Genomic DNA, 26,782 nt, shown 5'->3' with positions numbered 1-26,782 from the left:
TTATAAGAAGTTGTTTTTTATATATTCGAGGTGATTTTATGAAAGATAATGATTTAAGAAGACGTGAGCACGAAGCTGTTAGAAATGGTGTAGGTTATTATGATTTTACTCACTCTCTACTAGATGTAAAATCAAAGGATGCTGCTAAGTTTTTAGACAAGATGTTTGTAAATAATATTTCAGGTCTTGAAGTTGGTGAAGCTGCTTATACTACAATGCTTGGCGAAGATGGAATTATTAAAGATGATGTAATTGTTTTTAAACTTGATGATTCTCATTTTGCTGTTTCCACTCTTTACATTGACGAAATGATTAAGTGGTTCGACAAGTTTTCTGATGAATATGACGTTGAGTATGAAGACATCACTTCAAAGGTAACTATGTTTGCTGTGCAAGGTCCAAAATCTAGAGACTTAATCAATGATATTGTTGAAAATGATATTTCTGATTTAAAATTCTTCCACATTAGAGAAAATAAAGTGGGAGATTTAGAAATTTATGTTGCTAGAGCAGGTTTTACTGGAGAGCTTGGTTACGAGCTTTATGTAGCATCTGATAAAAAAGATGAGCTTGAAGAAAAGTTAGTTACAGCAGGCAAGGCTTATGGTCTTGTAAATATTACAACAGATATAATTGTTGAGTCACTTCCTGCAGAAAAAGGATTTGTCCTAATGAGTGACTTGGAAGGAACAAATCCTTATGAAGTTGGTTACGGCTGGACAGTTGATTTAGACAAGCACTTCATTGGTAAAGATGCTCTATTAAAAGAAAAAGACAATGTTAAAAGAGACTTAGTTGGTTTTTACACTGAAAAAAATTGCGATATTGAGCCTGGAGATGAAATAATACTTGATGGAGAAGTCATAGGAAAAGTTACAAAATTCACTTATGGCTACACTGTTCAAAAGTTCATCGGCTATGCTTTAATCTTAAAAGATAAGTTTGAAGAAGATAAAGAAGTCTTAATTAAAACTAAAGAAGGCGAGGTCAAAGCAAAACTAACTGACAGAGTTTTCTACGACAAAGAAAATGAAAGAACACATGCATAAAAAAATGAGGGCTAAAACCCTCATTATTTTTTTACTTTTTTGCCCATTCTTCTGGCTCTTTCATCAAGAAGGAACCGATGATAAATGTACCTGATAGGATTCCCGTTGCAATAAGTGCAACCTTGTCTCCCATTCTAAATTGAATATTTACAATAACTTGGTATGCAATTGTCTCGAAAATATAAACAAGTGCCCAATAAACTGACATTATTTGAGTAAGTCTTTCTGAATACATTCCAGGAATTTCTTGTGGAATAAGAACGAAATTTGTAAGCGGAACATACATTATAGTACCAAGTGCTAGAGCTAAGATACTTGCTAGTGTTGCATTAGTTGTATTTACAAGAGCAAGCATAATTGCAGTTGTAAGAATACCTGCAACTCTTAAAACTGGAACTCTCTTCTTAGATTTTTTCGCAACAAAGATTGAAAGAAGTGTACCAATTAATGCCCCAGTTGTAAATAATGTAGAAATTAAATTTGCTGGAATTGGAGAAAAGTTTGTATTTGGGAAAATATTAAGCATTACCATATACATTGTCAAATGCCCAAAATACATTAGTGGCATAAGAATTGCAATTTTCTCTTTAAAAGCATCTATTAAAGTAAAATCTTTTTCGTCCTTGTCCCCAGTTTCAGTTATAGCAAAGTCTTCTCCAATAATCATCCATCCAATAAAAATTGCAAAGGATACACATGCAAAGACAACTAATGCATATCTGCCTAGTCCCACAATTTTCATAACTGGTCCTAATAAAAGAAGTGCCATAATTGATCCAACATTGTAAGATACGTTATTAAGTGCGTTAACAACAGGTCTGTGGTCTGCGTGAAAATAATTTACAACTACTGGTGAGAAGTAAACTACAAATAGTGCACCACCAAATCCCATGATGAATCTACCAATTAAAAATATTGGAAAGCTTGGAGATAGAGCAGCAAGAAGTGCACCTGCAGGCACTAAAAAAGCACCAAGTGCAATTGATTTTTTAGGGTATAATTTCGTAAAAATTGTAGCTGCGATTAAGTTTCCAAGAATCTTAGCAACAGTAACCACATTGTTGATTAAGCTGACAGCATTTGGGCCTTTAATGTTAAAAACTTCTAAGATTTTTGGAGTTAAGTTAGAACCACTGATCCAGTTAACTGCAAAGAAAGCATAAGCTAAAAACATTATAATTTCAATTAGCACAGCTTTTGTTGATAATTTTTTCTCTTTCATATTCACTCTCTTTTCTTCTATTATTTCATAAATTATTAATATTAATTATATAATAAATACCCTAAAAATTGTTAATATACCTTTTTTTACTTTTTTGATAAATTAAATTTTTACTGGATTTACTTTAGGATTGATGTAAGGTTTATAAAAGTTTTAATTTAAACAAATAGCCCTAAGAGCGAGGTTGCTAAAGTTTTACATCAATTACAAGAGATAACGGAAGTCCTAAAGTATATTTCCTGCATAAGAAACAAGTCAAAATTCAATCTAAAAAATAAATTATTTACATAAATAAGAAAGAATTCTTTCTAAAAATATCTTATATATTATAAAGAAATTTTAAATTTTTTTTACAAAACCCTGGATTAATGTTCACAAAACTTTCACACATTGTAAATTATTTTACACAAAATTTACAATTGTTATCTTACTTATTTACAATATATTTCTATAATAGCAAGTGAAATAAAGATTATTTTAATTTTTGAAAGGATGGAAAGACAAATGGATTTAAGAAAATTTAGTAAGGTAGGAACTATTATCGCTCTTGCAGCTTCTCTTGTTGCTTGTGGAGGTAATAAAGCAAACGAAAAAGCAGCTGAAGAAACTGCTACAAACAATGCTGCACAAACAGCTCAAACTGAAACAACTGGTGCAGCTACAGGTGGAATTAACGTAATTTCAAGAGAACAAGGCTCAGGTACTAGATCAGCTTTTACTGAACTAACTGGTGTTCTTGTTAAAGAAGGCGACGAAGAAGTAGATAAGACTTATGAAGAAGCAGCTGTTCAATCTTCTACAGATGCAGTTCTTACTACAGTTCAAAATGACCCACAAGCTATTGGATATATTTCACTTGGTTCTTTAAACGACACTGTTAAAGCAGTTAACGTTGAAGGCGTTGTTGCTTCTGCAGATGATATCAAAAACGGATCTTACAAACTTGCAAGACCATTTAACGTAGCTTACAAAGCAGACGTTGATAAAAAAGCAAAAGACCTTATCACTTTCATTATGTCAGATGAAGGACAAAAAATCGTTGAAGAAGAAGGATATGTAGGAGATGCTACTGGTCAAGCTTATACAGCAACTGACAATGATGCTCACATCACAATCGCAGGATCAACTTCAGTTTCTCCACTAATGGAAAAACTTGCAGAAGCTTACAAAGCTCTTAACCCTAACTGCCAAATCGATATCCAATCAAATGGTTCTTCAGCTGGTATGACAGCAGCTATGGAAGGAACTGCAGAACTTGGTATGGCTTCAAGAGAACTTAAGGACGAAGAAAAAGCTGCTCTTGAATTCACAGTTATCGCAAGAGACGGTATCGCAGTTATCGTAAACAAAGAAAACCCAACAGAAGATTTAACAATGGAACAATTAAGACAAATCTTCACTGGCGAAGTTACTGAATGGGACGCACTATAATTTAAAAAAGGATGAAAAAAATGGAAGATACTAAAAATACGGTACTCCATAAAAACAACCAAAAAAAGGCATTTACAAAGGAAGAAATATTTAAGTATTTCTTCCTGCTTTGTTCTATACTGTCAATTTTCTTCTTATTATTGATATGTGTATTTATCTTTAAAGATTCTTTTGGTTTTATAGCTAAAATTGGAGTAGGAGATTTCTTATTTAATGACAAATGGGCTCCTATGAACACACCAGCAAGCTACGGAATACTTCCAATGATTGTTGGTTCAGTTCTAATCACAGCCTTCTCATCAATTGCAGCAGTACCAGTTGCTATAATGGTATCTTGCTATTTAGCATTTGATTGTCCGAAAAATATTTACAGAATTTTAAAGCCAGCGCTTAATCTAATGACTGGTATCCCATCAATTGTATATGGTTTCTTTGCACTTACTATTATAGTGCCAATTAACCGTTCACTTTTTGGTGGAACAGGTATGAATATGCTATCAGCATCTATTCTACTTCTTATTATGATTTTACCAACTATTATATCAATGGCTGAGTCTTCTCTTAGAACAGTTCCTAAATCATATTATTCAGGATCACTTTCTCTTGGGGCAACTCATGATGAAACTATTACAAGAGTAATGGTTCCTGCTGCTAAATCAGGTATTTTCGCAGGAATTATCCTTGGTGTTGGTAGAGCAATTGGTGAAACAATGGCGGTAATCCTTGTTGCAGGTAATCAAGCTAGACTTACATTTAACCCACTTAAGGGAATAAGAACAATGACAACTAACATCGTTCTTGAAATGGCTTATGCAGCTGGTGAACACAGACAAGCTCTTATAGCTACTGCAGCAATATTATTTATATTTATCCTTATTATAAATATTGGATTTTTCTATCTAAAGACTAGGGAGCGTGACAATGGCTAAGTATATTACAATAGGAGTAATTTTATTCTTCATAGGTTTAGTGCTCGCATTACACTATGGAATGAAATTTTCTTTTTATAAAATTTTCACAAGACTATTTTCAGCTTTGACTTTTGCAGTGCTAGTTTTTCTAGTACTATTCGTAGTAATTAAGGGAATATTCTCCTTTAGACCAGAAATGCTTTCTATGACCTATACTACAGAAAATGTGTCCATGGGACCAGCAATTGTAACAACATTAATAACAGTTGCACTTTCAATTTTACTTGCATCACCAATTGGAATTTTCACAGCAATTTTCTTAGTTGAATATACAGATGTTGAAAACAAATTAGTTCAAGCGATAAGACTTGCAACAGAAACATTAGCAGGTATTCCATCAATTGTTTATGGTCTATTTGGTATGTTATTCTTTGCAACTAAATTAAAAATGGGATTCTCAGTTCTTTCAGGTGTACTAACTGTATCAATAATGATTTTACCAATTATAATGAGAGCAACTGAAGAAGCACTAAAATCAGTTCACCCATCAGTTAGATCAGGATCCTTTGCACTTGGTGCAGGAAAACTTAGAACAATCTTTGTAGTTGTTCTTCCAATTGCAATTCCTGGAATTTTATCTGGAATTATCCTATCAGTTGGTCGTGTAGTTGGTGAAACAGCAGCTCTAATGTATACACTAGGTACTGCTACATCTCTACCAAAATCACTTTTCTCTTCTTCAAGAACTCTTGCACTTCACATGTATGTATTATCATCTGAAGGTATGCATGTTGGAGAAGCTTATGCGACAGGAATGGTGCTTTTAGTACTTGTATTATTAATTAACTGGTCATCAACTAAACTTGCTAACAAACTTTCGGAGGTAGATTAATGAGTTCTAAAATGACTGTAGAAAATCTGGATTTATTCTATGGAGACTTCCAGGCTCTACACAATGTAAACTTAGATGTTAAGGAAAATGAAATTCTTTCATTTATAGGACCATCTGGTTGTGGTAAATCAACTTTACTAAAATGCTTAAACAGAATGAACGACTTAGTAGTAGGATGTAGAATTGATGGACTTGTAACTCTAGATGGAGAAGATATTTATCAAAAAAATTACGATGTAAATAATTTGAGAAAAAGAGTTGGGATGGTATTCCAACAACCTAACCCATTTCCAATGAGTATTTACGAAAACATCGCCTATGGTCCAAAGACTCACGGTATTAAAAATAAAACAGAACTTGACGAAATTGTAGAAAATTCTTTAAAACAAGCTGCAATTTGGGACGAAGTTAAAGATGATTTAAAAAAATCAGCTCTTTCAATTTCAGGTGGTCAACAACAAAGACTTTGCATCGCAAGGGCCCTTGCAGTTAATCCTGAAGTTATCTTAATGGACGAACCAACATCAGCACTTGACCCTATCTCAACTGGAAAGATCGAAGACCTAGCTCAAGAACTTAAAGAACAATATACAATTGTAATTGTTACTCACAATATGCAACAAGCGTCAAGAATCTCAGACAGAACAGCATTCTTCTTAAATGGTGTTATTGTAGAATTTGACGACACTACTAAGATATTTACAAATCCTAAAGAAGAAAAGACAGAGTTATATGTAACAGGAAGGTTTGGCTAATGAGAAAAAAGTTTGACGAGGAATTAAGACATTTAAACAATTTATTACTTGAAATGGCAATGTTAATAGAAAACTCTATTAAAAAGTCTATTTCACTTTTAGATGAAAAGGACAAGACACTTGCCGATGAAGTTATAAATTATGAACAAAGAATTGATATATATGAAGAAATAATTCAAAAACATTGTCTTAAACTTTTTGTGGAACAACAACCGGCTGCAGGAGATTTAAGAAGAATCTCAGCAGCTCTAAAGATGATTACAGATATGGAAAGAATTGGAGACAACAGCAGAGACATTGCAGAAATTTGCATGATTCTACCAGATGATTATGAAACTAATAGATTTCCAATAATTAAGGACATGGCTGAAGCAACAATTACACTTGTCAACAATGCCATTGATTCCTTTGTAAACATGGATATTGAAGCTGCAGAAAGAATAGACAAAGAGGACGATGTAGTTGATAATTATTTTGTAATGATTAGAGACGAATTAATTGATATAATTAAATCAGACTTTGATCCTGCTGCTGCGATTGATTTTATAATGATTGCAAAATATCTAGAAAGGATTGCAGATCACGCTGTAAACATTGCACAGTGGGTAATATTTTCAATTAAAGGATGATTACATGTTAATTTATGTTGTAGAAGATGATACATCGATACTAAAGTTAATTGAATATTCATTAAAAAGCAAGGGTTATGATGTTAAATGCTTTGAAAACGGCAATGACTTTTTTAACGAGCTTGAATCAAAAGAGCCGGACATTGTTCTTTTAGATATTATGCTTCCTGATATTGACGGAATAGAAATACTAAATAAACTTAAGGAAAATCCAGCTACTAAAAATACTTGGGTAATGATGATTACTGCAAAAACTACAGAATACGATATAATCTCTGCACTTGATAAGGGAGCAGATGATTACATCAAAAAGCCTTTTTCTGTAATGGAACTTTTGTCTAGAGTTGGAGCAATTGCAAGAAGAGCAAAAATTCAAGACAAGGGCGAAAATATTTTAGAATTTAACGATATTGTAATAGACAATTTAAAGAGAACTGTCACAATTGATGGGGAACATGTTAACTTTACATTTAAAGAATACGAACTTTTAAAATATTTAATCCTAAATAAAGACATAGTTATATCCAGAGAAAAACTTTTAACATATATTTGGGGATATGACTACGAAGGCGAAACAAGAACTGTTGATATGCACATAAAGCTATTGAGAGATAAACTAAAGGATAAGAGAAAGTATATTAAGACAATTAGAGGCGTTGGCTACATGCTTTCTAGTAAAGACTAATATGAAAAGAAGATTTTTCAGATATCTACTTGGTATTTCCCTTTTAAGTTTATTTCTTTCAACAATAGTTTCTATGTTTGTTTACTATTACGGATATGTACAAAGATCCAATAGAGATTTGCAAAACATGACCTCAATAACATCAGAAGCATTAAATAATATTGAACAGGACAATGAGTATTTAAAAATCCTAGCCGAAGAAAAAAGAGATTTTAGAATAACCCTTATAAATGAAAATGGATCAGTTGTATTTGATTCTTACGAAGACCCAAAATTTATGCCAACTCACAAGGATAGGCCTGAGTTTATAAAGGCAAAAGAAGACGGGTTTGCTTCCATAACTAGATATTCAAATACACTTTCAAAAGATTTATACTATGCTAGCCAGAGACTTGATGATGGAAAAGTAATTAGATTATCAAGAGAATTGGACAATTTAATTGGAGCCTTTTCAAAGGTACTTCCATTAGATTTAATTTTCTCATGTATTATATTTATTGTGGCATCAATAGTATCGGGAAGACTTACGAGAAAAACTTTTGCGCCTCTTAATAATATAAAAGAAGATTTTTCTAATATAAGCACAGATGAAGTTCCAGAAATCAGTCCATTTATTACTAGAATTAATAAACAAAATCGTGTAATAAAAAACAATTTAAAGGAAATTCAAAGGGAAAGAGACACAATACAAACCATTCTAAAAAATATGAAAGAATCACTAATTATAATTGATGAAAATAAAAATCTATTATCTGTCAACAACTCCGCAAGGGAACTCTTTGGTGTAAAAAGAGAGTTGACAGGTGAGAGTGTGTTAAATTTAATAAGAGATGATGAAATAATTAAGCTAATCGATGATGCCCTTAATGGAAATAGCTCTGAAACAATAATAAATATTGAAAACAGAGAATTTAAATCCTATGTAAATCCAGTGTTTGAAGATAAAAGAGTTAAGGGTGTAGTAATACTATTTATCGATGAAACTGAAGAGATAAGAGCATTAAGGCTTCGAGAAGAATTTTCATCAAATGTAAGTCACGAACTAAAAACACCACTTACATCAATATGTGGTTTTTCAGAACTTTTAGTTAATGATATGGTTGATGAAGAGAGCAAAAATGAATTTTATAAACTAATTTATAACGATTCAAAGAGACTTCTAAATCTTATCGAAGACATAATGAAAATCTCTGGGCTTGAAAGAGATGCGACATTCTCTACAGAAGAAATAAAATTAAATGAATTTATTGGCGAAATAATAAAGACTCAAGATGTTTTAATAAAAGATAAAAATCTAAAAGTAAGCATTAATGGCGACGGAAAGATTTGCGAAAACAAGACAATGATGTGGGAATTATTCTCCAATATAATTAACAATGGTATAAAATACAATAAAGAAGGCGGCACACTTGATATCGAAATAAGAGATACTGGCGATAATCTTGAAATTGATATAATCGACTCTGGTATAGGAATACCTTCAGAAGATTTATCGAGAATTTTCGAAAGATTTTACAGAGTTGAAAAATCTCGATCAAGAAAAATCGGCGGTACAGGACTTGGCCTTTCAATTGTAAAGCATGTACTACAATCCATAGATGGCAAGCTTGAAATAAGCTCAAAGCTCGGTCTTGGAACTAAATTTAAAATAATCTTAAAGAAAACTAGAGAAAAAGAAATAGAATAATTAAAATCTGCTAGGGAAATCCCTGGCGGATTTTTTTATTTGCATTATAGGACTATGAATTAAAACTATACGGACTGCCGCTTGCTTATGGGTATCCTGTCAAGATAAGCACAGGTATCGTTACTTATTTTCGCAAAATTAAAAATTATATTTATTTACAATTCCAGAGATTAATTTAAATCATATTTACAAAGAATCAATAGTAAGTTCATATTTTTAATATACCATTAAACTGGATGAGGAGGTATTAAATGAAAGAAAGTTTTAAAAAGATTTCTAGAGTTTTAGTAATTTTTCTTCTTATGATTTTCTTGCCACTTAATGTAATGGCACAAGAAGAAACTACAGCTCTTGAAACGGAATCAACTGTAGCAGAAGTTACAGAAACTACAAAGGTAGACTCTAACGCTACAGATGAAGTCGGAAGTGAAAGCGGTGAAAAAGCTTCAGAAAAGAAAGCTGATAAAAACGATGTAGTAAGTGCAAGTGATATTGGCACCGGAGCATCTTTAGAAGATGGGAATAATGAAACTACTAAAGATGAAGTTACTGAAGAAACTAGAGAGGCAAAAGAATTATCAAGAAGTTCTGATTTAGGTGCAGATGCTGAAACTTTAGCTGCAGAAGAATTTGATGCAAAACTTGCAGAAATTGAAAAAACTTTAGAAAATGGCGATGAAGTTAAATTAGTACTAGGCCTTTCAAATCAATATGGAAATACTTTCTCATTAGAATCTGAATTAACTTATGCTAAAGAAAATCTAGAAGAGCCAGAAGAACCAATAGAACTATAAGAAACAATAGAACTAGTAGAACCAGAAGAACCAATAGATGCCTTTGGAAATGCAAAATTTGAAATAAATCTACCAAAAGATTTAAAGGACAAATCCTATAAAATAGAAATTAAAGATGAAAATGGAGATGTTGTAAAAGCTGAAATAGTTAATCTAGGAGAACTAATGGCAGCGTAAATACAATAGGAGTGACTTAATTGTCACTTCTTACATAAAACTAAAAAGCAATTTGTAAAAGTTTAGTAAAATCTTTGTAATATTTAAAAATCTTCACAATAAATGGGTACCAATTTATTACAATATAAAGATAGAAATACAAATAGGTGCATAATATTAATTCATAATAAATCTAATAAATTTTGTAAAGGAGAGAGATGAATGAAAAAGAAAAAATTAGCGGCATTATCGCTTGCAGTTGTAATGACAACAACAGCACCAATCTCTGCGTTTGCAGAAACAAATACAACTTCTGATAATGCTAATGAAAGTGTAAAAGTAGAATCACAATTAGAAGAAAGAAAAGTAGAGAAAGAAAAAGAATCAGAATTAAAATTAGCACCAGTAGAAGAAAAACAAGAAGTAAAAATAATTGAAGAAACAGAAGTAGAAAAAGAAAATGAATCAGAATTAATGTTCGCCCCAATTGAAGAACCAATAGAAGTAAGAGCACAAGAGGAAGTAAAAAGAGCAACTGGTATGACTGTTGCTCGAAAAGACTCGACTTATAGTAATACTATTAAAATTAATGAAACAACTATGTTAAGGGCATTACCTACTCCTGAAACTTACGAAGGAAAAATTCAATGGAATTCTTCTGATCCAACTGTTGCGACAGTAGCGGCAGACTCTCAAAATAACAAAGAAGCAATAGTTACAGGTGTTAATAAAGGACAAACTAATATTACAGTAACATATACAGACAAAGATGGTAATGAAAAGACATCAGCTGGGGTTATTATATATGTTAATAATGGAGGAGAAACTACTAAACCTACAGCGATAAGTTTAAGTCCAAAAAATATAACACTTACACCAAATGGAACTCAATCAATAAGTGCAACAATAACACCAAGCAATGCAACAAATAAGGAAATAACTTGGACATCAAGCAATACTGATGTGGCGACAGTTGATCAAAGTGGAAAAGTAACAGCACATAAAGCAGGAACAGCAACAATAAATGCAGTATCAAAAGCAGATGGAAATATAAAAGATACAGCATCAGTAACTGTAAATGAAAATACTGTAGAAGTAAAACCTACAGCTATAAGTTTAAGTTCAAATAATATAACACTTACACCAAATGAAGCTCAAAAAGTAATTGCAACAATAACTCCAAGCAATGCAACAAATAAGAATATAACATGGACATCAAGCAACACTGATGTGGCTACAGTTGACCAAAGTGGAAAAGTAACAGCACATAAAGAAGGGACAGCAACTATTACTGCAACTTCCCAAGCTGATAACACTATTAAAGCAACTTCAAAAGTAACAGTAGTTCCTGCAAAAACAGTTTTAGCTGATAAGATAACAAATGTTAAAGTATACTACGACAAAGTAACAGGATATGCAGAACCATATTCCACTGTGAGACTTTACAAAGACGAATTTAGAACTGGATATTCTACAACAGCTGATTCCAATGGCTATTTCAGCATTTCTTATTCTTTCGGTTCAAGAAATTACAGATATTGGAACGATAGATACTGGGATGGAACAAGATATTGGGACTGGGATGAATATTACGACTATTACGGATATTATTGGAATGACTATCCATACTACAGATACTATGATGGATATTACTACACTTATAATTATGATTTAAGCAGATTTAGTTTAAAATCTTACGACTCACTTGGCAGACTAATAGATGATGAATCATTAAGTAATTCAAAGGCATATTATTACGATGGATATTATGATGGATATTATTATCCAGGATATTACAATAGATACTATTATGATTATGATAGATACTACGATTATAAAGTATATCCAACATCACTAAGCCTTGACAGTGCAAGAGACACAGTATCAGGATATTTAAAATCTTATCCTAATAGATATGTAGCAGTATATAGAAATGGAAGCTTCCTAGGCTCATCTTATGTTGATTCTAACGGATACTTCAAAGTTAATTTAAACACATATATTGGATCAACTTCAAACCTAGACTTCTATGTAGACAGATATTACAAAGAAACAACTCCAAAAACTACAACAACTACTACTGACACTAAAACATTTAGAACAGTAATAACAATTGGATCTAAGAACATCACTCAAAGAATTAACGGTGCAGACAGAACAAAGACAATGGATGTTGAAGCATATATCAAAGATGGCAGAACAATGCTTCCAATAAGATTTGTAGCAGAATCACTAGGCTATGACGTAACATATAGAAACAGCTCTAGATCTGCAATAATCTCAGATGGCAAAGACATTATAATATTCTATCTTGACTCAGCAGACTTTTATGTAAATGGAGTAAAAAAACAATTCCAAGTAAAACCAGAAATTAAGAATGACAGAACAATGCTTCCAATATCAGAAGTAGCAAGAGCACTTGGATTAACTCATGGAGATAAAGGATCAGGAAGAAATATTGAATGGGATAGTGCAACGAGAACTGTTGTTATTGAATTAAAAAAATAAAACAAATTAAAACTAAATAAAAACTTTTAGAAGCTCCTTTTGTGGAGCTTTTAAATTTAAAAAAACTCAAGGATTTAGCCTTGGGTTTTATTTTATTAAGATTTAATTAGCTACTTTTGTGGAGTTAAAAAAATTATTAGAAAATTTGAAATTAATTTATATCTAATAGATAAAAAATATCAAAGATTAGCTCTTTTATATAAAAAATTAAATAAAAATTCGATAATTGGGTAATATTATAGTATAATAAAGGAAATAGATTTCCTAATACATAGTTTAAATTTAAATCTATTAATTTAGAAAAGGAGAGAGAATAATGAAAAAGAAAAAACTATTAACACTTTCATTAGCGGCTGTAATGGCTACATCAGCTTTACCAGTTTCTGCACTTGCTGAAGGAACACCTGCTAGTGGAACACAAACAGGCAATGGGACAACTGTTACAGCAAACAAACCAGAAAAAACTTCAACGGAAGAACAACCAGTAGTAGGCGGAGCTGGAGCTGGCGATCAAGATGTTGATCCATTAAAAACTAAAAAAGATGAAGCTCAAACAGGAGATAAAACTGGTACAGGTGAAGCAACAGATCCAGCTGGTGAAAATTCAAATAATGAAAATGGTGGTGGAGCAGGTTCAGGAGAAGGAAATAAACAACAATCAACAAGCCCTGAAGCTGAAGCTGCTAAAAAGTTACAAGAAGCAAAAACAGCTGCTAAAGAAGAAGTAAGTAAATTATCTGAACTTACTGATACAGAAAAGAAAGAATATTCAGATAAGATAGATAACGCAACAGAAATAGACGCTGTTAATAAACTTTCTGGAGAAGCTAATGGGGTTAATAAAACAAAATTAGAAGCAAAGAAAAAAGACCAAGAAGCTGAAGCTAAAAAAGAATTAGAACAAGCTAAAAAAGATTTAGTATCCGCAATAAAAGCATATGAAGATTTAGATAAGACTATATATACTGATGAATCTCTAAAAACTTATAAAGATGCATATGTTGCAGCAAAGGCTTTAGATGCAAATGCTACTGCAGAACAAGTTAAGGCAGCTACAAAAGCATTAAAAGATGCTAGAGATAAACTTATTAAAAATCATGTAGCTAAAGAAATAACAAATGTAACAGTATATTACAACAGAGTTGAAGGTTATGCTGAACCATATTCTACAGTTAGACTTTACAAAGATGGATCCTACACTGGAGACTATGCTACAGCAAATGCAAATGGTAAATTCTCAATTTCTTATTCTTTCGGATCTTCTGATTACAGATATTGGAATGGATATAGATATTGGGATGGAACAAAATATTGGGACTGGGACGATTATTACAGACACTATGGATATTACCCAGACAGATATTATGATGGATATTACTATAATTATTACTACAACCTAAATAAATTTAGTTTAAAATCTTATAGTGGAACAACTTTACTTTCAGAATATTCTATAACTAATTCAAATGGATATAATTACTATAACTACTACTATGATGGAAGATATTATGACAGATATTACTACAACTATGATTACAAAGTATATCCAACATCATTAAGCCTTGACAGTGCAAGAGACACAGTATCAGGATATTTAAAATCATATCCTAATAGATATGTAGCAGTATATAGAAATGGAAGCTTCCTAGGCTCATCTTATGTTGATTCTAACGGATACTTCAAAGTTGACCTAAACACATATATTGGATCAACTTCAAACCTAGACTTCTATGTAGACAGATATCACAAAGAAACAACTCCAAAAACAACAACTACTGACACTAAAACATTTAGAACAGTAATAACAATTGGATCTAAGAACATCACTCAAAGAATTAATGGTGCAGACAGAACAAAGACAATGGACGTTGAAGCATATATCAAAGATGGCAGAACAATGCTTCCAATAAGATTTGTAGCAGAATCACTAGGATATGACGTAACATATAGAAACAGCTCTAGATCTGCAATAATCTCAGATGGAAAAGACATTATAATATTCTATCTTGACTCAGCAGACTTCTATGTAAATGGAGTAAAAAAACAATTCCAAGTAAAACCAGAAATCAAGAATGACAGAACAATGCTTCCAATATCAGAAGTAGCAAGAGCACTTGGATTAACTCACGGAGATAAAGGATCAGGAAGAAATATTGAATGGGATAGTGCAACAAGAACTGTTGTTATTGAATTAAAAAAATAAATAATAATTTTTGGCTCCCTTAGGGGAGCTTTTTTATGTTATTTTGAGGTCTTTTGGGGTTCACTTCATGGGACCTCTCTCCATTAGAAATTTGAAATAATTTTAGCTGTTAACTGGGGCTGTCCTTTGTAATTAAGTCTAAAACACAATTTGTATGTAAATTTATAAAAATAATGTTCTAAAATTAAAAAAAGGCTGTCCTAATAGTAATCCGCCTTTTAGGGCTTTTCATATAATTTAAAACAACTAATAAACATTAGAACCTAAATTAAAAAAATAAATAATTCTAGAAAAACAATTTTTAAGCCATATTTATTCAAAAACATACAAAGAAATATTGATATAAATAAATAAATCAAAGTTCTTGATTTTAGTTATCAATTGGTATATTATTGTTCCAAAAGATAACAATATCAGGAGGTTTTATAATGAATAAAAAATTATTAAATATTGGACTTGGAGTTATAGCAGGAGTTGTTGGAGGAAAAGTTCTTCAATCTAAAACTGTTAAAAATTTAGCTGTTTCCACAGTTGCAGAAGGTCTTAAAGTTAAAGAAGGTCTTGATAAAACTGTTGAAAACATCAAACTTTCTACAGAAGATTTAGTTGCTGAAGCTAAAGTAAAAAAAGAAGAAGACGAAAAAGCAGAAGCTGAAAGAAAAGCTAAAGTTGATATTGAAGAAGTAGCTAAAGAAGATGTTGAAGAGGTTGAAGTAGTAGAAGTAGAAGAAACTGAAGAAAAGTAAGAGGGCAAAATGATAGCAACAATTGCCCACAGAGTTCCTGGAAGAAGTAGATTTGTCTTCGAAGATGAACTCAAAAAAGAAAATTTAAATAAATTAAAATACAAAGTTGAGGAAATTACTGGAGTTAAATCGTGTAAGATTTCTCAAATCGCAAGCTCAATCACAGTTGAATATGAAGAAAAATTCTTGCCAAAGATTGCAAAATTTTTACTTAATTTAAATCTATCTGATTTAGATGAGTTTGAAATTGAAGATGCAGATTTTGTGCCACAAAATGATAGGGAAATTTTTCATATTTTAAGAGATGCGGCTTACAGAAGAATAGTCTTTGCATACTTAATGCCTATGCCACTTAGACCAATTTTAACAGCGATTAGGGCATATCCATTTATAAGAGATGGAATAAAAGCATTATTTAATAAGAAATTAAGCGTTGAAGTGCTTGATGCAACTGCAATTGGAGTTTCAATTGCTTCAAGAGAATATGCAGATGCAGGAAATATTATGTTCTTATTAAATCTTGGCGAAGAATTAGAAGACTACACTCTCAAAAAATCTAAAAAAGATTTGGCGAATTCTCTTAAACTAAACATCGATCAAGTCTTTGTAGTAGATGGAGATAAAAAATACACTAAAAAATTAAAAGATGTAGAAGTTGGAGATTTAGTTGAAGTTACAATGGGCTCAACTATTCCAGTTGATGGCGAAATCGTAAAGGGAATTGGTCTTGTAAACGAAGCTTCCTTTACTGGTGAATCTGAATCAGTTAAAAAGACTGAAGGCAAGACTGTATTTGCCGGCACTGTTCTTGAAGAAGGAGCAATCCTTGTTAAGACTTCTAAAAAGCACGACGACTCTAGAATTAATCACATAGTTGAACTAATTGGAGAAAGCGAAAAGAATAAATCACTTGCAGAGAAAAAGGCTGAGTCCATGGCGGATTCTATTGTAAAATATTCATTCCTTGGAGCGGCTTTAACTTATCTTGTGACAAGAGATTTTGTAAAAGCAAAGTCATTTTTAATGGTTGATTTTTCTTGTGCATTAAAACTTACAATTCCAATTGCAACTATGAAGGCAATTTCATCTTCATCAGAAGAAGAAGTTTTAGTCAAAGGTGGAAAATATTTAGAAAAACTTAATGAAGCTGATACAATTATTTTTGACAAGACTGGAACTCTTACAAAATCACAACCTTCAGTAGAAAAGGTAATAGCTTTTGGAGAATTTGACGCAGATGAATGCTTGAGAATTGCAGCTTGTCTTGAAGAGCATTTCCCACATTCAATTGCAAATGCAGTTGTAAAAGCAGCCAAAGATAAAAATCTTCACCACGAAGAAATGCACTCAAAGCCTGAGTACATTGTGGCTCATGGAATTAGATCAAGCATTGATGATAAGCCTGCATTAATTGGATCTGCTCACTTCATTTTAGAAGATGAAGGAATAAAAATATCTAAGGAGCAAGAGAAAAAAATTGAAGAGTTAAAAGAAGATTATTCACTTTTATATCTTGCCTTTGACAATGAATTAATTGCAGTTATATGTATTGCAGACCCAATTCGTGAAGATGCAAAATACACTGTAGATTCATTAAGAGAGCTTGGTTTTACAAATATTGTAATGCTAACAGGAGATGCAGAAAATTCTGCAAGAGCTGTGGCAAGAGAGCTTGATTTAGATTATTACAAATCTCAAGTACTTCCTGAAGACAAAAGTGATTATGTGAGAGAGCAAAAAGCACTTGGCAGGACTGTTGTCATGATAGGCGATGGAATTAACGATTCAATTGCACTTTCAACAGCTGATGTTGGAATTTCAATGAATAAAGGTGCAGATATTGCTAAGGAAATTGCAGATATTTCTATAAAGACTGATGATTTAAAGAGTCTAATTGATGTTATTAAAATTGCAAGGGGATTAGACAAGAGAATTAAAAATAATTACAGAGAAATCATTGGAATTAACGGAAGTCTAATTGCACTTGGAGTGCTTGGACTTTTGAGCAACACAAACTCTGCGCTTATTCACAATGCTTCAACTGTTGCCATTGCAGGTAAGAATATGAGAGATTACACAATTTAATGAATGAGAAAAGGATGCAGCGATGCATTCTTTTTTTATTTTATGAACTGGTGCGTGTCCAAATATGTAAATGGGGACTGTCCCGAATTTTCTGCTCTGGGAAAATCACCATTTTTGAAAAAGAAAGAATAAAAAGAGGCAAAAAAATGCAAGAGGGGGCTGTTCTCGCAATAGAAACAATATGAAAAGAAACAACAAAAGAGGGAAGTGGGATACCCACAGGGCACGCAGCAGTCCCGAGTTTCATAAAACTCATTTTTTAATAAAGTATTTTCTTACTTAATCTTATTTTTTTATAAGCGATTCGGGATACCCATAGGGCATGCAGCAGTCTCAAAATACCCAAAGAAAAAGCATGAAAGAAGAAAAAAAGCAAGAGGGCTGCCCTTTAGGGCTGTCCTCGCAAAAAAAACAACATGAAAAGAAGAATCAACAAAAGGGAAGTGTACTGTCCCAAAATTTGTCGCATTTGGGAACAAGGGGACAGCTGCATGTAAACGGGGACTGTCCCTGACAAGTTAAAAATAAAATAATCTAGGCATTGAAGATGTTTTATTATAAAAATAATTTTATACTTTTTGGGACTGTCCCAAAATTTCATGCTCCGGTACTGCCTCGAGTTTAAAAACTTCCATCATAGCTATAAAAAACCTCTGTACTCCTTGCTTGAGATGTTTTTTTGTTAGTGATAATATAATATAGGGGGGTATTTAAATGAATAAAGATGATAACATTTTAGGAAGAGAAGACATTTCTAAACTACTACTTAACTTTGCAATACCTAGCATTTTTGCTCTCATTATTTCCTCGCTTTATAACATAGTTGATCAAATTTTTATAGGAAATTCTGTAGGTATGCTCGGTAACGCAGCAACAAATGTCGCTTTTCCTCTAACTACAATTTGTACAGCAATTGCGCTACTATGTGGGATAGGGGCTGCAGCAAATTTTAATATATCGCTGGGGCGTGGCGATAAGAATAGTGCAAAGCACTACATTAGAAATGCAATTTCTTTTTCAATAATAGCAGGTCTTATTTTTATAATTATAACTCAAGTTTTTATGGGTGATTTACTTAAACTTTTCGGAGCAACAGATGAGATAATGACCTATGCAATTCAGTATGTGTCCATAACTAGCTATGGATTTATTTTTTTGATTTTAGTTAATGTTGGCTCAACTCTAATTAGAGCAGATGGCTCGCCAAAATTTTCAATGTACTGCATGGTTGTAGGATGCATATTAAATGTAGTACTAGACCCAATTTTTATTTTCATATTTAATATGGGAATGGCAGGTGCGGCTCTTGCAACTGTAATAGGTCAGTTTGTTTCACTAATAATGGTTGTAATTTATTTTAAAAAGGATTTTAAATCCATTGATTTAGAAAATAAATTTTTCGAATTTAAATTAGATAAAATAGCAGACATTGCAAAACTTGGTGCGGCGAGTGGTTTTAATCAAGTTGCCATACTTTTCGTACAAGTTTTAATGAACAATTTCTACAGACATTTTGGTGCACTTTCAGAATACGGCTCTAACATTCCTCTTGCAGCAGTTGGAATTGTGATGAAGGTCAATATGATTTTCTTCTGTGTAAACATTGGACTTTCGCAAGGACTTCAACCTATAAGCTCCTTTAACTACGGCGCAAAGAAATATGACAGAGTTATAGAAGTTTATAAAAAGGCTGCAAAGTACGCAATTTTAGTTTCTACAATATCATTTGTAATATTTCAAATCTTTCCAAGGCAAATTTTAAATTTATTTGGTGGAGGCTCTCCTCTTTACTATGAATTTGGAGTAAAACTTTTTAGGATAATGTTATTTTTCACATTTATCAATGGACTTCAACCAGTTACAATGGGATTTTTGACATCAATTGGTCTTGCTAAGAAGGGAATCTTAATTTCACTTTTACGACAAGTAATTTTACTTGTGCCCTTTGCCTTTATATTTGCAAATATTTTTGGAATCAAAGGACTTCTTTTTGCAGCACCAACGGCAGATTTTATAACTGCTATTTGTACTGTGATTATTGCAAAAGATGTATTACAAAAATTAAGGGATATGTCTAGGAAAATGATTTGATAGAAAATTTTTATAATTAAATATTAACTTAAAGTAAAAAAGAACTCTTTTTTTAGGTTATTTTTAGAAATTAAGTGTTAATTACTTCAACTCTGCTTTTTACCTTGAAAAAGAGTTCTTTTTATCATAAAATAGAGATGTAGATAAGACAAATTATTTTAATACATAAAAATTTAAGGAGGAATTACAGAAATGAAAGCGTTAATGGTAGACTATATGTCTGAAGTTATTGACAAAGGACTTGAAGAAAGAGGTATTGAACTAGATAAGGTTATGCTTCCAACTTCTGAAAAATTAGCAGAAATTATTGAACCTTATGATTTCTTATTCATGAGAGTTGACCCATTCATCAACAAAGAAGTTCTTGATGCTGCTAAAAACTTAAAGGCAATTTTTGTTGGATCAACAGGAACTAACCACATTGATCTTGAATATGCAAAAGAAAAAAATATTCCAGTTAAAAACTCTCCAGGACAAAATGCAAACGCAGTAGCTGAACTTGTTTTCGCTAAAGCTCTTGACCTTTACAGAAACTCTGTACAAGCTCAAAACGAAGTAAAATCTGGAATTTGGAATAAATATAGATGGATTGGTAGAGAACTAAGAAACAAAACTATTGGTATCTGTGGTTTTGGTGCTATTGGTAGACGTGTTGGTGAAATCGCAAATGTATTCCACATGGACGTTCTAGCTTATGACCCATTCTTAAAACCAGAAGATATTAAAGTTGATTATGCTAAATTAGTTGACTTTGACACACTTGTTAAAGAATCAGATGTAGTTACACTTCACATGCCACTTACTCCTGATACAAAGGATCTTTTTGGAAAAGATGAATTTGAAAAGATGAAAGAAGGAGCAATCATCATAAACGCAGCACGTGGTGGAATCATCAACGAAGACGACCTTTATGATTATGTTAAAAATGGCAAACTAGGCGGAGCTAACCTTGATACATTAGCTGACGAACTAGGAACTGGCGGACTTGATACTCAAGATGTTAAAGTTGAATCAAAACTTTTCGAACTTGACAGAGTTTATGTAACTCCACATATTGGTGGATCTACAATAGATGCACAAGATGATATCGGAAATGTTATACTAAGAAACTTTGACGAACTTTTTGGAAAATAAAAATAATTAAATAAATATTTTAACTGCCCTGTGATTTTCATGGGGCAGTTTTTTTTATTCTTAGTTTAAGAAAATAATTTTTTTTAATGTATAATGTATTTAAGACATTCCTGGAGGTGGATATGAATCTATTAAATAAAGACATATTGACAATTATATTTTTAATTACAATTTTTCTATTTATAATTTTTGCCTATTTTATTTATGAAAATAAAAAAAGAGAAAAAATAATTAAAAGAGAAATTGATGAAAATTTCGGAAATATTCATTCAAATGAAATTAAATTTAAATTTAATGGAATTTATGAAAAACTTGGTGGAAATTTATCTGATATTACATATGATGATTTAAATTTTAACGAAATAATTTCTAAAATGAATCACTTTAGGTCAAAATTAGGAATTGAATATTTCTATTATAAAATTAGAAGCTTGGTTTTAGATAAAGAAGACCTTTTGAAAATTCAAAATAATAGAATGAAATACAAGACCAATACTTCCGAAATGAAAAAGATGCAATTTTATCTTTCAAATATTGGATTTTTCAAAGAAGATGTCATCGAACTTATTGATGAAGATATAGAAGTTAAAAGAGAGCTTGATATTCTATCTAAAGTTTTCTCCTTTAGCATAATATATATTTTAATAACTTTTATATTTTTCAAAGCTTTGGGAATTGTATTTGCCATGACTTTTCTAGCTATAAATACTTATATTTACAAAAAGTTCAACAAAGAAACTTTGGGAAAGTTAGGCGCATTAATAAAATTAAAAACAATTATTTTTACATCAGAAAAAATTGCAAATAAAAATTTTAATATTTTTGAAGAAGAGAGAAAAGAAATATTAAGTATTCTAGATAAAATTAAACCTTTAAGAAAGGCTCTAAAATCCTTTAAATACTTATCTGGAAATCTAGAGATGGATTTTGCTGAAACTTATAGAAATATTATCTTCTTAACAGAAGCAAGAAAATTTACAAAATCAGCAAAATATTTAAAATCATATCGTGAAGAAATTTTTAGATTATATTATTTAGTAGGAAAAATTGACTGCGAGATAGGGGTTACATCAATTTCTCTAGCATATGATACTAGAGATGCAAGCTTTGAAAATGGAATTTATGGGCGAAAATTATATAATCCATTGATAAAAGATGCGGTGCCAAATGATTTAAATATGGATAAATCTATTTTACTTACTGGCTCTAATGCATCTGGAAAATCAACTTACCTTAGAACTTGTGGTATTAATGCAGTCTTTGCCCTTTCCTTTGGAATATTTTTTGGAGAAGAATTTAATATTAAGCCAATGATAGTTACTTCAGCTATAGATATTTCAGATTCTATAATGAAAAATTTATCTTATTTTATGGCTGAAGCAAAAGCTATTGAAAAGATGATAGATGATGATAAAGAAAAGTTTATCTTGTTAGATGAAATTTTTAGAGGAACAAATACAGTAGATAGAATTTCAGCAGCTACTGCTACTTTAAAATACTTATCAAAAGAAAATCATGTAATTGCTGCAACTCATGATATTGAACTTACAGAACTTTTAAAGAATGAATTTAAAAATATGCATTTTGAAGAGGAAATTGTAGATGGAGATATTAAATTTGATTATTTATTAAGGGAAGGACCTACAAAAACGAGAAATGCAATTAATATATTAGAAAGCTTGAATTATCCGCAAAAGATTATAGAAGAAGCTAAGGGGATGTCAAAGGAGTTTGAGAATAGATGAGAATTTATTTTACTAGACATGGAGAGACAGAGTGGAACAAGGAAGATATTATTCAAGGTCATCTTGATTCTCCTCTCACTGATAAGGGAATTGAAATGGGAAAGTCTTTAAGAGAAAAATCTAAGGACATTAAATTCGATAAAATCTACTCATCTGATTTAAAAAGAGCCCTTGATACTGCAAAGTTAATTGCAGGAGATAGAGAAGTTATAACAACTCCACTTCTTCGCGAGATAAATGTTGGAGATTGGTCTGGTAGAAAGATTACAGATGTGAAGGTAGAAGATAGCGAGCTTTACAATGATTATTTCAATCATCCTGAAAAATATAATAGAGATGATGGAGAAAGTATTTTCGACTTAATGAATCGTGTCGAAAAGTTTTTTGAAGAGGCTATTTATCCAGAAGAGGATGAAAATATATTAATTGTGGCTCATGGTGTAACTATTGTTGCAATGTTTGACATTATTGAAAAAATTGCAGTGAAAGATTTTTGGAGCAATAGAGTTAGAAGAAATGGCGAGTTTAACATAGTAGATTATAAAGATGGCGAATTTAAAATTATAAAGAAAGCGCCAAAAAATTCAGTTGATTCAATTTGAGGTGTATTGTGAATAATTATGATTTAATAATAATTGGAGGAGGCGCTGCAGGTCTTAGTGCAGCCACTTATGCGGGAAGGTCCATGCTAAATACTCTTATCATTGAGAAGTTTTCTTATGGAGGAAGAATTAATGACACTTTAAAAATCGTTAATTACCCAGGTTTTATTGAGACTACTGGAAGGGAGCTTGCCTCTGAATTTAGGCAACAAGCCGAAAACTTTTCTACTAATGAATTTGTCCACGGAACTGTGACAAGTATTGAAAAGGTAGATGATGAATTTATAATAAAAACTAAGAGGAGAAGAGAGTACAAGGCAAAGGCTGTAATTATTGCAACAGGAACTAGCTCAAGAGTCTTGGGAGTACCTGGAGAGAATGAATTTACAGGGCGTGGAGTTTCTTACTGCTCAACTTGTGATGCGGATTATTTTAAAGACAAGGACATTCACCTTCTTGGGTCTGGTGATGTTGCTCTTGAAGAGGCCGATTACCTCTCAAAGTTTGTAAATTCAATTAATATGATAATTATGCATGATGAGGGCGAATTTGATGGAAATGCTCTTGAAGTTGAAAAAATTAAAAATAATCCAAAAGTTTCTTACACTTGGAACTCAAAACTTTCTAAAATTTTTGGGGATGACAAGGTAAGTGGAATTGAAGTGCACAACGAAAAGCTTGATAAGAACTTTACTTTAACATCTGATGGTATATTTATATTTGCAGGGATGAGTCCCAATTCAGATTTTTTAGAAGATTTAGTAGATGTAGATGAATTTGGATTTGTAGAAACAGATGATAAGATGGAGACAAAGACAGCAGGGCTTTTTGCAGCTGGAGATATTAGAGACAAAAGTCTTAGACAAATTGTAACTGCAACAAGCGATGGTGCAATTGCATCTGTCTATGCTGAAAGATACATTAGGGCCAGAGGTGAGAGATGAGAGTTTATCCAAGGGGTACAGTAGTTTACAACAAAGACAAAGCATACAATGGAATAAATGTAATTTCAACGGCAAAAGATGGTGCTCTAGTTACAAAAATGGACGGTACAGAGCTCAAGAGATTTTCTGTCAATCCAATGCCAGCTAAAATGCTTGTAAATAAAAATTTTATGAGTATTTCTTCATTTCGTTCATCAGATTTTGGAGTAAGTGATGGAATAAGTCTTTTAGAATTTGACAAAGATGGCGATGTGAAAAAGAGCTTTAACAAGCACACATTTTTTGAAGACAGAGGCTACAGACCTAAGTGGATGGCTAGAGCACATTCTGATTTTCAAAGAGAGGGAAACAGCGTTGGATATTATTACCCTGGAGAAAAGATAGTTGAAAATCCCAACACACTTTTACTAGTTCATGATGAAATTGTAGATGAGAGGATTTCTGATAAGACAATTTTAGACGATGTGATTTTAGAAATTGATTATGAAGGAAATGTAATTTGGAAATTTTCTTTTAGCGAACATTTTGATGAGCTTGGATTTTCTGAAGCTGCAAAAAATGTGATTTACAGAAACCCAAACCTTAGAATGACTGAAAAACCTGTAGGAAACTACTTAGATGTAACTTCAATTTCTACAATTGGAGAAAATAAGTGGTATGACCAAGGCGATCCGAGATTTCATCCTGACAATATTTTATTTACTGCAAGAGCTGCAAATATAATTGGAATAATCGACAAGAAAAGAAATAGAATTTGCTATAAACTTGGTCCAATGTTTTCTGATTTTGAAAAGCTAGACCCAGTTGTGGGCTCAACTTTTGCAAGCATTATTCCCAAGGGACTAGAAGGAGAGGGAAATCTTCTTATCTTTGATAATGGTGGAAGATGTGGCTACGGAAGCCCAACACTTACTTCGCCATCGGGACTTCTTCCTTATGTAAGACATTATTCGAGAATTCTCGAAATAAATCCCGTAACACTTGGAGTCAAGTGGTCAGTTGATCCAAGGGACTTTGGATTTTCTATTCCAATTAATGGATATAAATTTTATTCGCCTTATGGTGGAAATTTGCAAAGACTTCCCAATGGAAATACAATAATTACTTTGGCGACAGAAGGGCTTGTAATAGAGATAACTAGGGATAAAGAAATAGTTTGGCAGTGGACTTGTCCATACAGAACTAACACTGAAAATGTGCTAAAGAACAACATGATTTACAGAGTTTACAGATATCCTTATGAATATTTAGGCGTAGATGATTTTGAAAATGATATAGAAGAAATAAAAGACGCGTCATATTTTAAATTAAAAGGAGCTGGAGATTTTAAATCAGTTGAAGTAACAAATGTAGCAGATGCAGAACTTTCAAATGATATTGACCCACTTTCACAAGAGTCTGAATCAGTTAAGGATTTGGAAGAAAATAAAAAAGTCATAAGAAGAAATCAAAGTAGAATTAAAAATATTTCAGGAAGTCACTTTAAAGAGACTATTAAAGAACTTTCAAATGCAATTGTGGTATTTGGAGCAGAAAGATGTTCACACTGTGATCAGTTGATTGAAGTAATAGAAATATTGTTGGAAGAAGAATTTAGAGAAGTGAATTGTTTCTACATGGATTTAGATAAAAATAAAGACTTTGCAGACAAATATGAAATCTATCAACTTCCGCAAGTTTCGCTTTATAAAGATGGAGAGAAAGTCTTTGAATTTAAAGGTGAAAAATCCTACGATGAAATAGCGGTTATGATTGAAGATTATATTTTATAAAAATATTTTAAAATAATAAAGTTTTATATTAATAACTCTTGAAATTTATATAAGTTTAAAAATTTTCAGAGTTAGACTTTAACAGGCTGCCCTTTAGGGCTGTCTGCATAAAAATAAAATCTTTTTAACAAGCAAGACTTCTTGGATGATTTTTGGGACTGTCCCATCTGAAGAAATAATTTTATCGATTATTAAAATTAATTTTAAACCAAAGGTTTTATTCTTTATTGGGAAGGGGCGAGGCCAATTCCGAAGGCCTAGCCGCCCCTTCCCAAGAAGAATAAAAGCTCATAGCTTTTAATAATTTAATTAAAAATAAATTATATTATTAAATTATTAATTCACAAAAGTCGATTTATGAAATTAAAAATGGGACAGTCCCCTTTTTAACCAGTCAGGGACAGTCCCTAAAAAATATAAAGGCTGTCCCGTATGATGAGTTATTATAACACTTCTTAATAAATTTTGGTTAGTTAAAGTTAAGCCTAATCTAGCTTGGGACTGTCCCTTACTAATTAAATAGTAACGTAGGCAACTATGCCTCATAAGCAAAAAAATCAGTAATGCGTAAAAAATTTTCAATTGTTTGAGAGAGCGAAGCGAACGAGTTTTGAAAATTTAGCATGACTGATTTTTTTGGACCTCCAGTACGTCGTGGGTGTTCTGGGGTGGTTTGGAGGGGCTAAGGGCATACACGACGCCCTAAGGCCCCTCCAATAAGGATTTAAAGTTTTGATTTAG

The 26,782-nt window shown here is 31.9% G+C and carries 20 protein-coding genes; 19 read left to right on the top strand and 1 reads right to left on the bottom strand.

Translation table 11 applies throughout. The features are described from left to right. Positions 1–38: 38 nt before the first annotated feature. Positions 39–1,049 carry an aminomethyl transferase family protein gene (locus tag KQI68_RS00765; protein WP_216548064.1) on the top strand — a complete coding sequence of 337 codons (1,011 nt, stop codon included), beginning with the start codon at positions 39–41 and terminating at the stop codon, positions 1,047–1,049. 31 nt (positions 1,050–1,080) lie between these two features. Here the strand turns inward: KQI68_RS00765 and KQI68_RS00760 are convergent, their stop codons facing one another. After that, entirely contained in the window at positions 1,081–2,271 is a 1,191-nt protein-coding gene (locus KQI68_RS00760; protein ID WP_216548063.1) for an MFS transporter, read from the bottom strand. Positions 2,272–2,775: 504 nt separating this feature from the next. Here KQI68_RS00760 and KQI68_RS00755 point away from each other — a divergent pair. The 18 genes from KQI68_RS00755 (at position 2,776) to KQI68_RS00670 (ending at position 26,041) form a co-directional block, all read left to right on the top strand. After that, positions 2,776–3,702, top strand: a complete 927-nt coding sequence (locus tag KQI68_RS00755) for a substrate-binding domain-containing protein (protein ID WP_216548062.1) — start codon at positions 2,776–2,778, stop codon at positions 3,700–3,702. Between the two features lie 11 nt (positions 3,703–3,713). Next, on the top strand, positions 3,714–4,631 hold the full coding sequence (gene pstC / locus KQI68_RS00750) for a phosphate ABC transporter permease subunit PstC (RefSeq protein ID WP_216548061.1): 918 nt from the start codon (positions 3,714–3,716) through the stop codon (positions 4,629–4,631). Beyond that, the gene (pstA, locus tag KQI68_RS00745; RefSeq protein WP_216548060.1) at positions 4,624–5,505 is read left to right on the top strand and encodes a phosphate ABC transporter permease PstA; all 882 of its coding nucleotides are present in this window, start codon (positions 4,624–4,626) and stop codon (positions 5,503–5,505) included. Before pstC ends, pstA begins: the two co-directional genes overlap by 8 nt. Beyond that, positions 5,505–6,260 carry a phosphate ABC transporter ATP-binding protein PstB gene (gene pstB / locus KQI68_RS00740; RefSeq protein ID WP_216548058.1) on the top strand — a complete coding sequence of 252 codons (756 nt, stop codon included), beginning with the start codon at positions 5,505–5,507 and terminating at the stop codon, positions 6,258–6,260. Before pstA ends, pstB begins: the two co-directional genes overlap by 1 nt. Further along, positions 6,260–6,889 (top strand): phosphate signaling complex protein PhoU, encoded by a 630-nt coding sequence (gene phoU, locus KQI68_RS00735; RefSeq protein WP_216548056.1) that lies wholly within the window; start codon positions 6,260–6,262, stop codon positions 6,887–6,889. Before pstB ends, phoU begins: the two co-directional genes overlap by 1 nt. A 4-nt stretch (positions 6,890–6,893) precedes the next feature. Next, entirely contained in the window at positions 6,894–7,574 is a 681-nt protein-coding gene (locus KQI68_RS00730) for a response regulator transcription factor (RefSeq protein ID WP_216548054.1), read from the top strand. 1 nt (position 7,575) lies between these two features. After that, positions 7,576–9,261, top strand: coding sequence for an ATP-binding protein (locus tag KQI68_RS00725; protein WP_216548052.1), 1,686 nt, complete (start codon positions 7,576–7,578; stop codon positions 9,259–9,261). 251 nt (positions 9,262–9,512) lie between these two features. Then, entirely contained in the window at positions 9,513–10,055 is a 543-nt protein-coding gene (locus KQI68_RS00720; RefSeq protein ID WP_216548051.1) for a hypothetical protein, read from the top strand. Between the two features lie 378 nt (positions 10,056–10,433). Then, entirely contained in the window at positions 10,434–12,719 is a 2,286-nt protein-coding gene (locus tag KQI68_RS00715; protein ID WP_216548050.1) for an Ig-like domain-containing protein, read from the top strand. A gap of 316 nt (positions 12,720–13,035) precedes the next feature. After that, on the top strand, positions 13,036–14,922 hold the full coding sequence (locus tag KQI68_RS00710; RefSeq protein WP_216548047.1) for a stalk domain-containing protein: 1,887 nt from the start codon (positions 13,036–13,038) through the stop codon (positions 14,920–14,922). Positions 14,923–15,350: 428 nt separating this feature from the next. Beyond that, a complete protein-coding gene (locus KQI68_RS00705; RefSeq protein WP_216548045.1) occupies positions 15,351–15,668 on the top strand; it encodes a DUF6110 family protein in 318 nt (105 codons plus the stop codon). A 9-nt stretch (positions 15,669–15,677) separates the two neighbouring features. Then, positions 15,678–17,753 (top strand): heavy metal translocating P-type ATPase, encoded by a 2,076-nt coding sequence (locus KQI68_RS00700; RefSeq protein WP_216548043.1) that lies wholly within the window; start codon positions 15,678–15,680, stop codon positions 17,751–17,753. 714 nt (positions 17,754–18,467) lie between these two features. Then, positions 18,468–19,844: an MATE family efflux transporter gene (locus KQI68_RS00695; protein ID WP_216548041.1), complete on the top strand. Its 1,377-nt coding sequence runs from the start codon at positions 18,468–18,470 to the stop codon at positions 19,842–19,844. Positions 19,845–20,036: 192 nt separating this feature from the next. Beyond that, entirely contained in the window at positions 20,037–20,978 is a 942-nt protein-coding gene (locus KQI68_RS00690) for a D-2-hydroxyacid dehydrogenase (RefSeq protein WP_216548039.1), read from the top strand. A gap of 122 nt (positions 20,979–21,100) precedes the next feature. After that, a complete protein-coding gene (locus KQI68_RS00685) occupies positions 21,101–22,723 on the top strand; it encodes a MutS-related protein (RefSeq protein WP_216548037.1) in 1,623 nt (540 codons plus the stop codon). After that, positions 22,720–23,325, top strand: coding sequence for a histidine phosphatase family protein (locus KQI68_RS00680; protein WP_216548035.1), 606 nt, complete (start codon positions 22,720–22,722; stop codon positions 23,323–23,325). Before KQI68_RS00685 ends, KQI68_RS00680 begins: the two co-directional genes overlap by 4 nt. Positions 23,326–23,333: 8 nt before the next feature. Continuing rightward, complete coding sequence (locus KQI68_RS00675) at positions 23,334–24,269, top strand: NAD(P)/FAD-dependent oxidoreductase (RefSeq protein ID WP_216548033.1); 936 nt, start codon at positions 23,334–23,336, stop codon at positions 24,267–24,269. Continuing rightward, the gene (locus KQI68_RS00670; RefSeq protein ID WP_216548031.1) at positions 24,266–26,041 is read left to right on the top strand and encodes a thioredoxin domain-containing protein; all 1,776 of its coding nucleotides are present in this window, start codon (positions 24,266–24,268) and stop codon (positions 26,039–26,041) included. The genes KQI68_RS00675 and KQI68_RS00670 overlap by 4 nt, the downstream gene beginning before the upstream one ends. The last annotated feature ends 741 nt before the right edge of the window (positions 26,042–26,782 follow it).

This window comes from Peptoniphilus ovalis, assembly GCF_018919265.1.
Taxonomy (GTDB): domain Bacteria; phylum Bacillota; class Clostridia; order Tissierellales; family Peptoniphilaceae; genus Peptoniphilus_A; species Peptoniphilus_A ovalis.
This window is presented reverse-complemented; position numbering and strand designations above follow the sequence as displayed.

Excerpts from the sequence above, each read along its gene's own strand:
- KQI68_RS00760 (WP_216548063.1), bottom strand. The coding sequence starts at position 2,271 with ATGAAAGAGAAAAAATTATCAACAAAAGCTGTGCTAATTGAAATTATA.
- phoU (WP_216548056.1), top strand. The coding sequence starts at position 6,260 with ATGAGAAAAAAGTTTGACGAGGAATTAAGACATTTAAACAATTTATTA.
- KQI68_RS00755 (WP_216548062.1), top strand. The coding sequence starts at position 2,776 with ATGGATTTAAGAAAATTTAGTAAGGTAGGAACTATTATCGCTCTTGCA.
- KQI68_RS00725 (WP_216548052.1), top strand. The coding sequence starts at position 7,576 with ATGAAAAGAAGATTTTTCAGATATCTACTTGGTATTTCCCTTTTAAGT.
- KQI68_RS00710 (WP_216548047.1), top strand. The coding sequence starts at position 13,036 with ATGAAAAAGAAAAAACTATTAACACTTTCATTAGCGGCTGTAATGGCT.
- KQI68_RS00730 (WP_216548054.1), top strand. The coding sequence starts at position 6,894 with ATGTTAATTTATGTTGTAGAAGATGATACATCGATACTAAAGTTAATT.
- KQI68_RS00765 (WP_216548064.1), top strand. The coding sequence starts at position 39 with ATGAAAGATAATGATTTAAGAAGACGTGAGCACGAAGCTGTTAGAAAT.
- KQI68_RS00705 (WP_216548045.1), top strand. The coding sequence starts at position 15,351 with ATGAATAAAAAATTATTAAATATTGGACTTGGAGTTATAGCAGGAGTT.
- KQI68_RS00715 (WP_216548050.1), top strand. The coding sequence starts at position 10,434 with ATGAAAAAGAAAAAATTAGCGGCATTATCGCTTGCAGTTGTAATGACA.
- KQI68_RS00720 (WP_216548051.1), top strand. The coding sequence starts at position 9,513 with ATGAAAGAAAGTTTTAAAAAGATTTCTAGAGTTTTAGTAATTTTTCTT.
- KQI68_RS00670 (WP_216548031.1), top strand. The coding sequence starts at position 24,266 with ATGAGAGTTTATCCAAGGGGTACAGTAGTTTACAACAAAGACAAAGCA.
- pstA (WP_216548060.1), top strand. The coding sequence starts at position 4,624 with ATGGCTAAGTATATTACAATAGGAGTAATTTTATTCTTCATAGGTTTA.
- KQI68_RS00690 (WP_216548039.1), top strand. The coding sequence starts at position 20,037 with ATGAAAGCGTTAATGGTAGACTATATGTCTGAAGTTATTGACAAAGGA.
- pstC (WP_216548061.1), top strand. The coding sequence starts at position 3,714 with ATGAAAAAAATGGAAGATACTAAAAATACGGTACTCCATAAAAACAAC.
- KQI68_RS00680 (WP_216548035.1), top strand. The coding sequence starts at position 22,720 with ATGAGAATTTATTTTACTAGACATGGAGAGACAGAGTGGAACAAGGAA.
- KQI68_RS00685 (WP_216548037.1), top strand. The coding sequence starts at position 21,101 with ATGAATCTATTAAATAAAGACATATTGACAATTATATTTTTAATTACA.
- KQI68_RS00695 (WP_216548041.1), top strand. The coding sequence starts at position 18,468 with ATGAATAAAGATGATAACATTTTAGGAAGAGAAGACATTTCTAAACTA.
- pstB (WP_216548058.1), top strand. The coding sequence starts at position 5,505 with ATGAGTTCTAAAATGACTGTAGAAAATCTGGATTTATTCTATGGAGAC.
- KQI68_RS00700 (WP_216548043.1), top strand. The coding sequence starts at position 15,678 with ATGATAGCAACAATTGCCCACAGAGTTCCTGGAAGAAGTAGATTTGTC.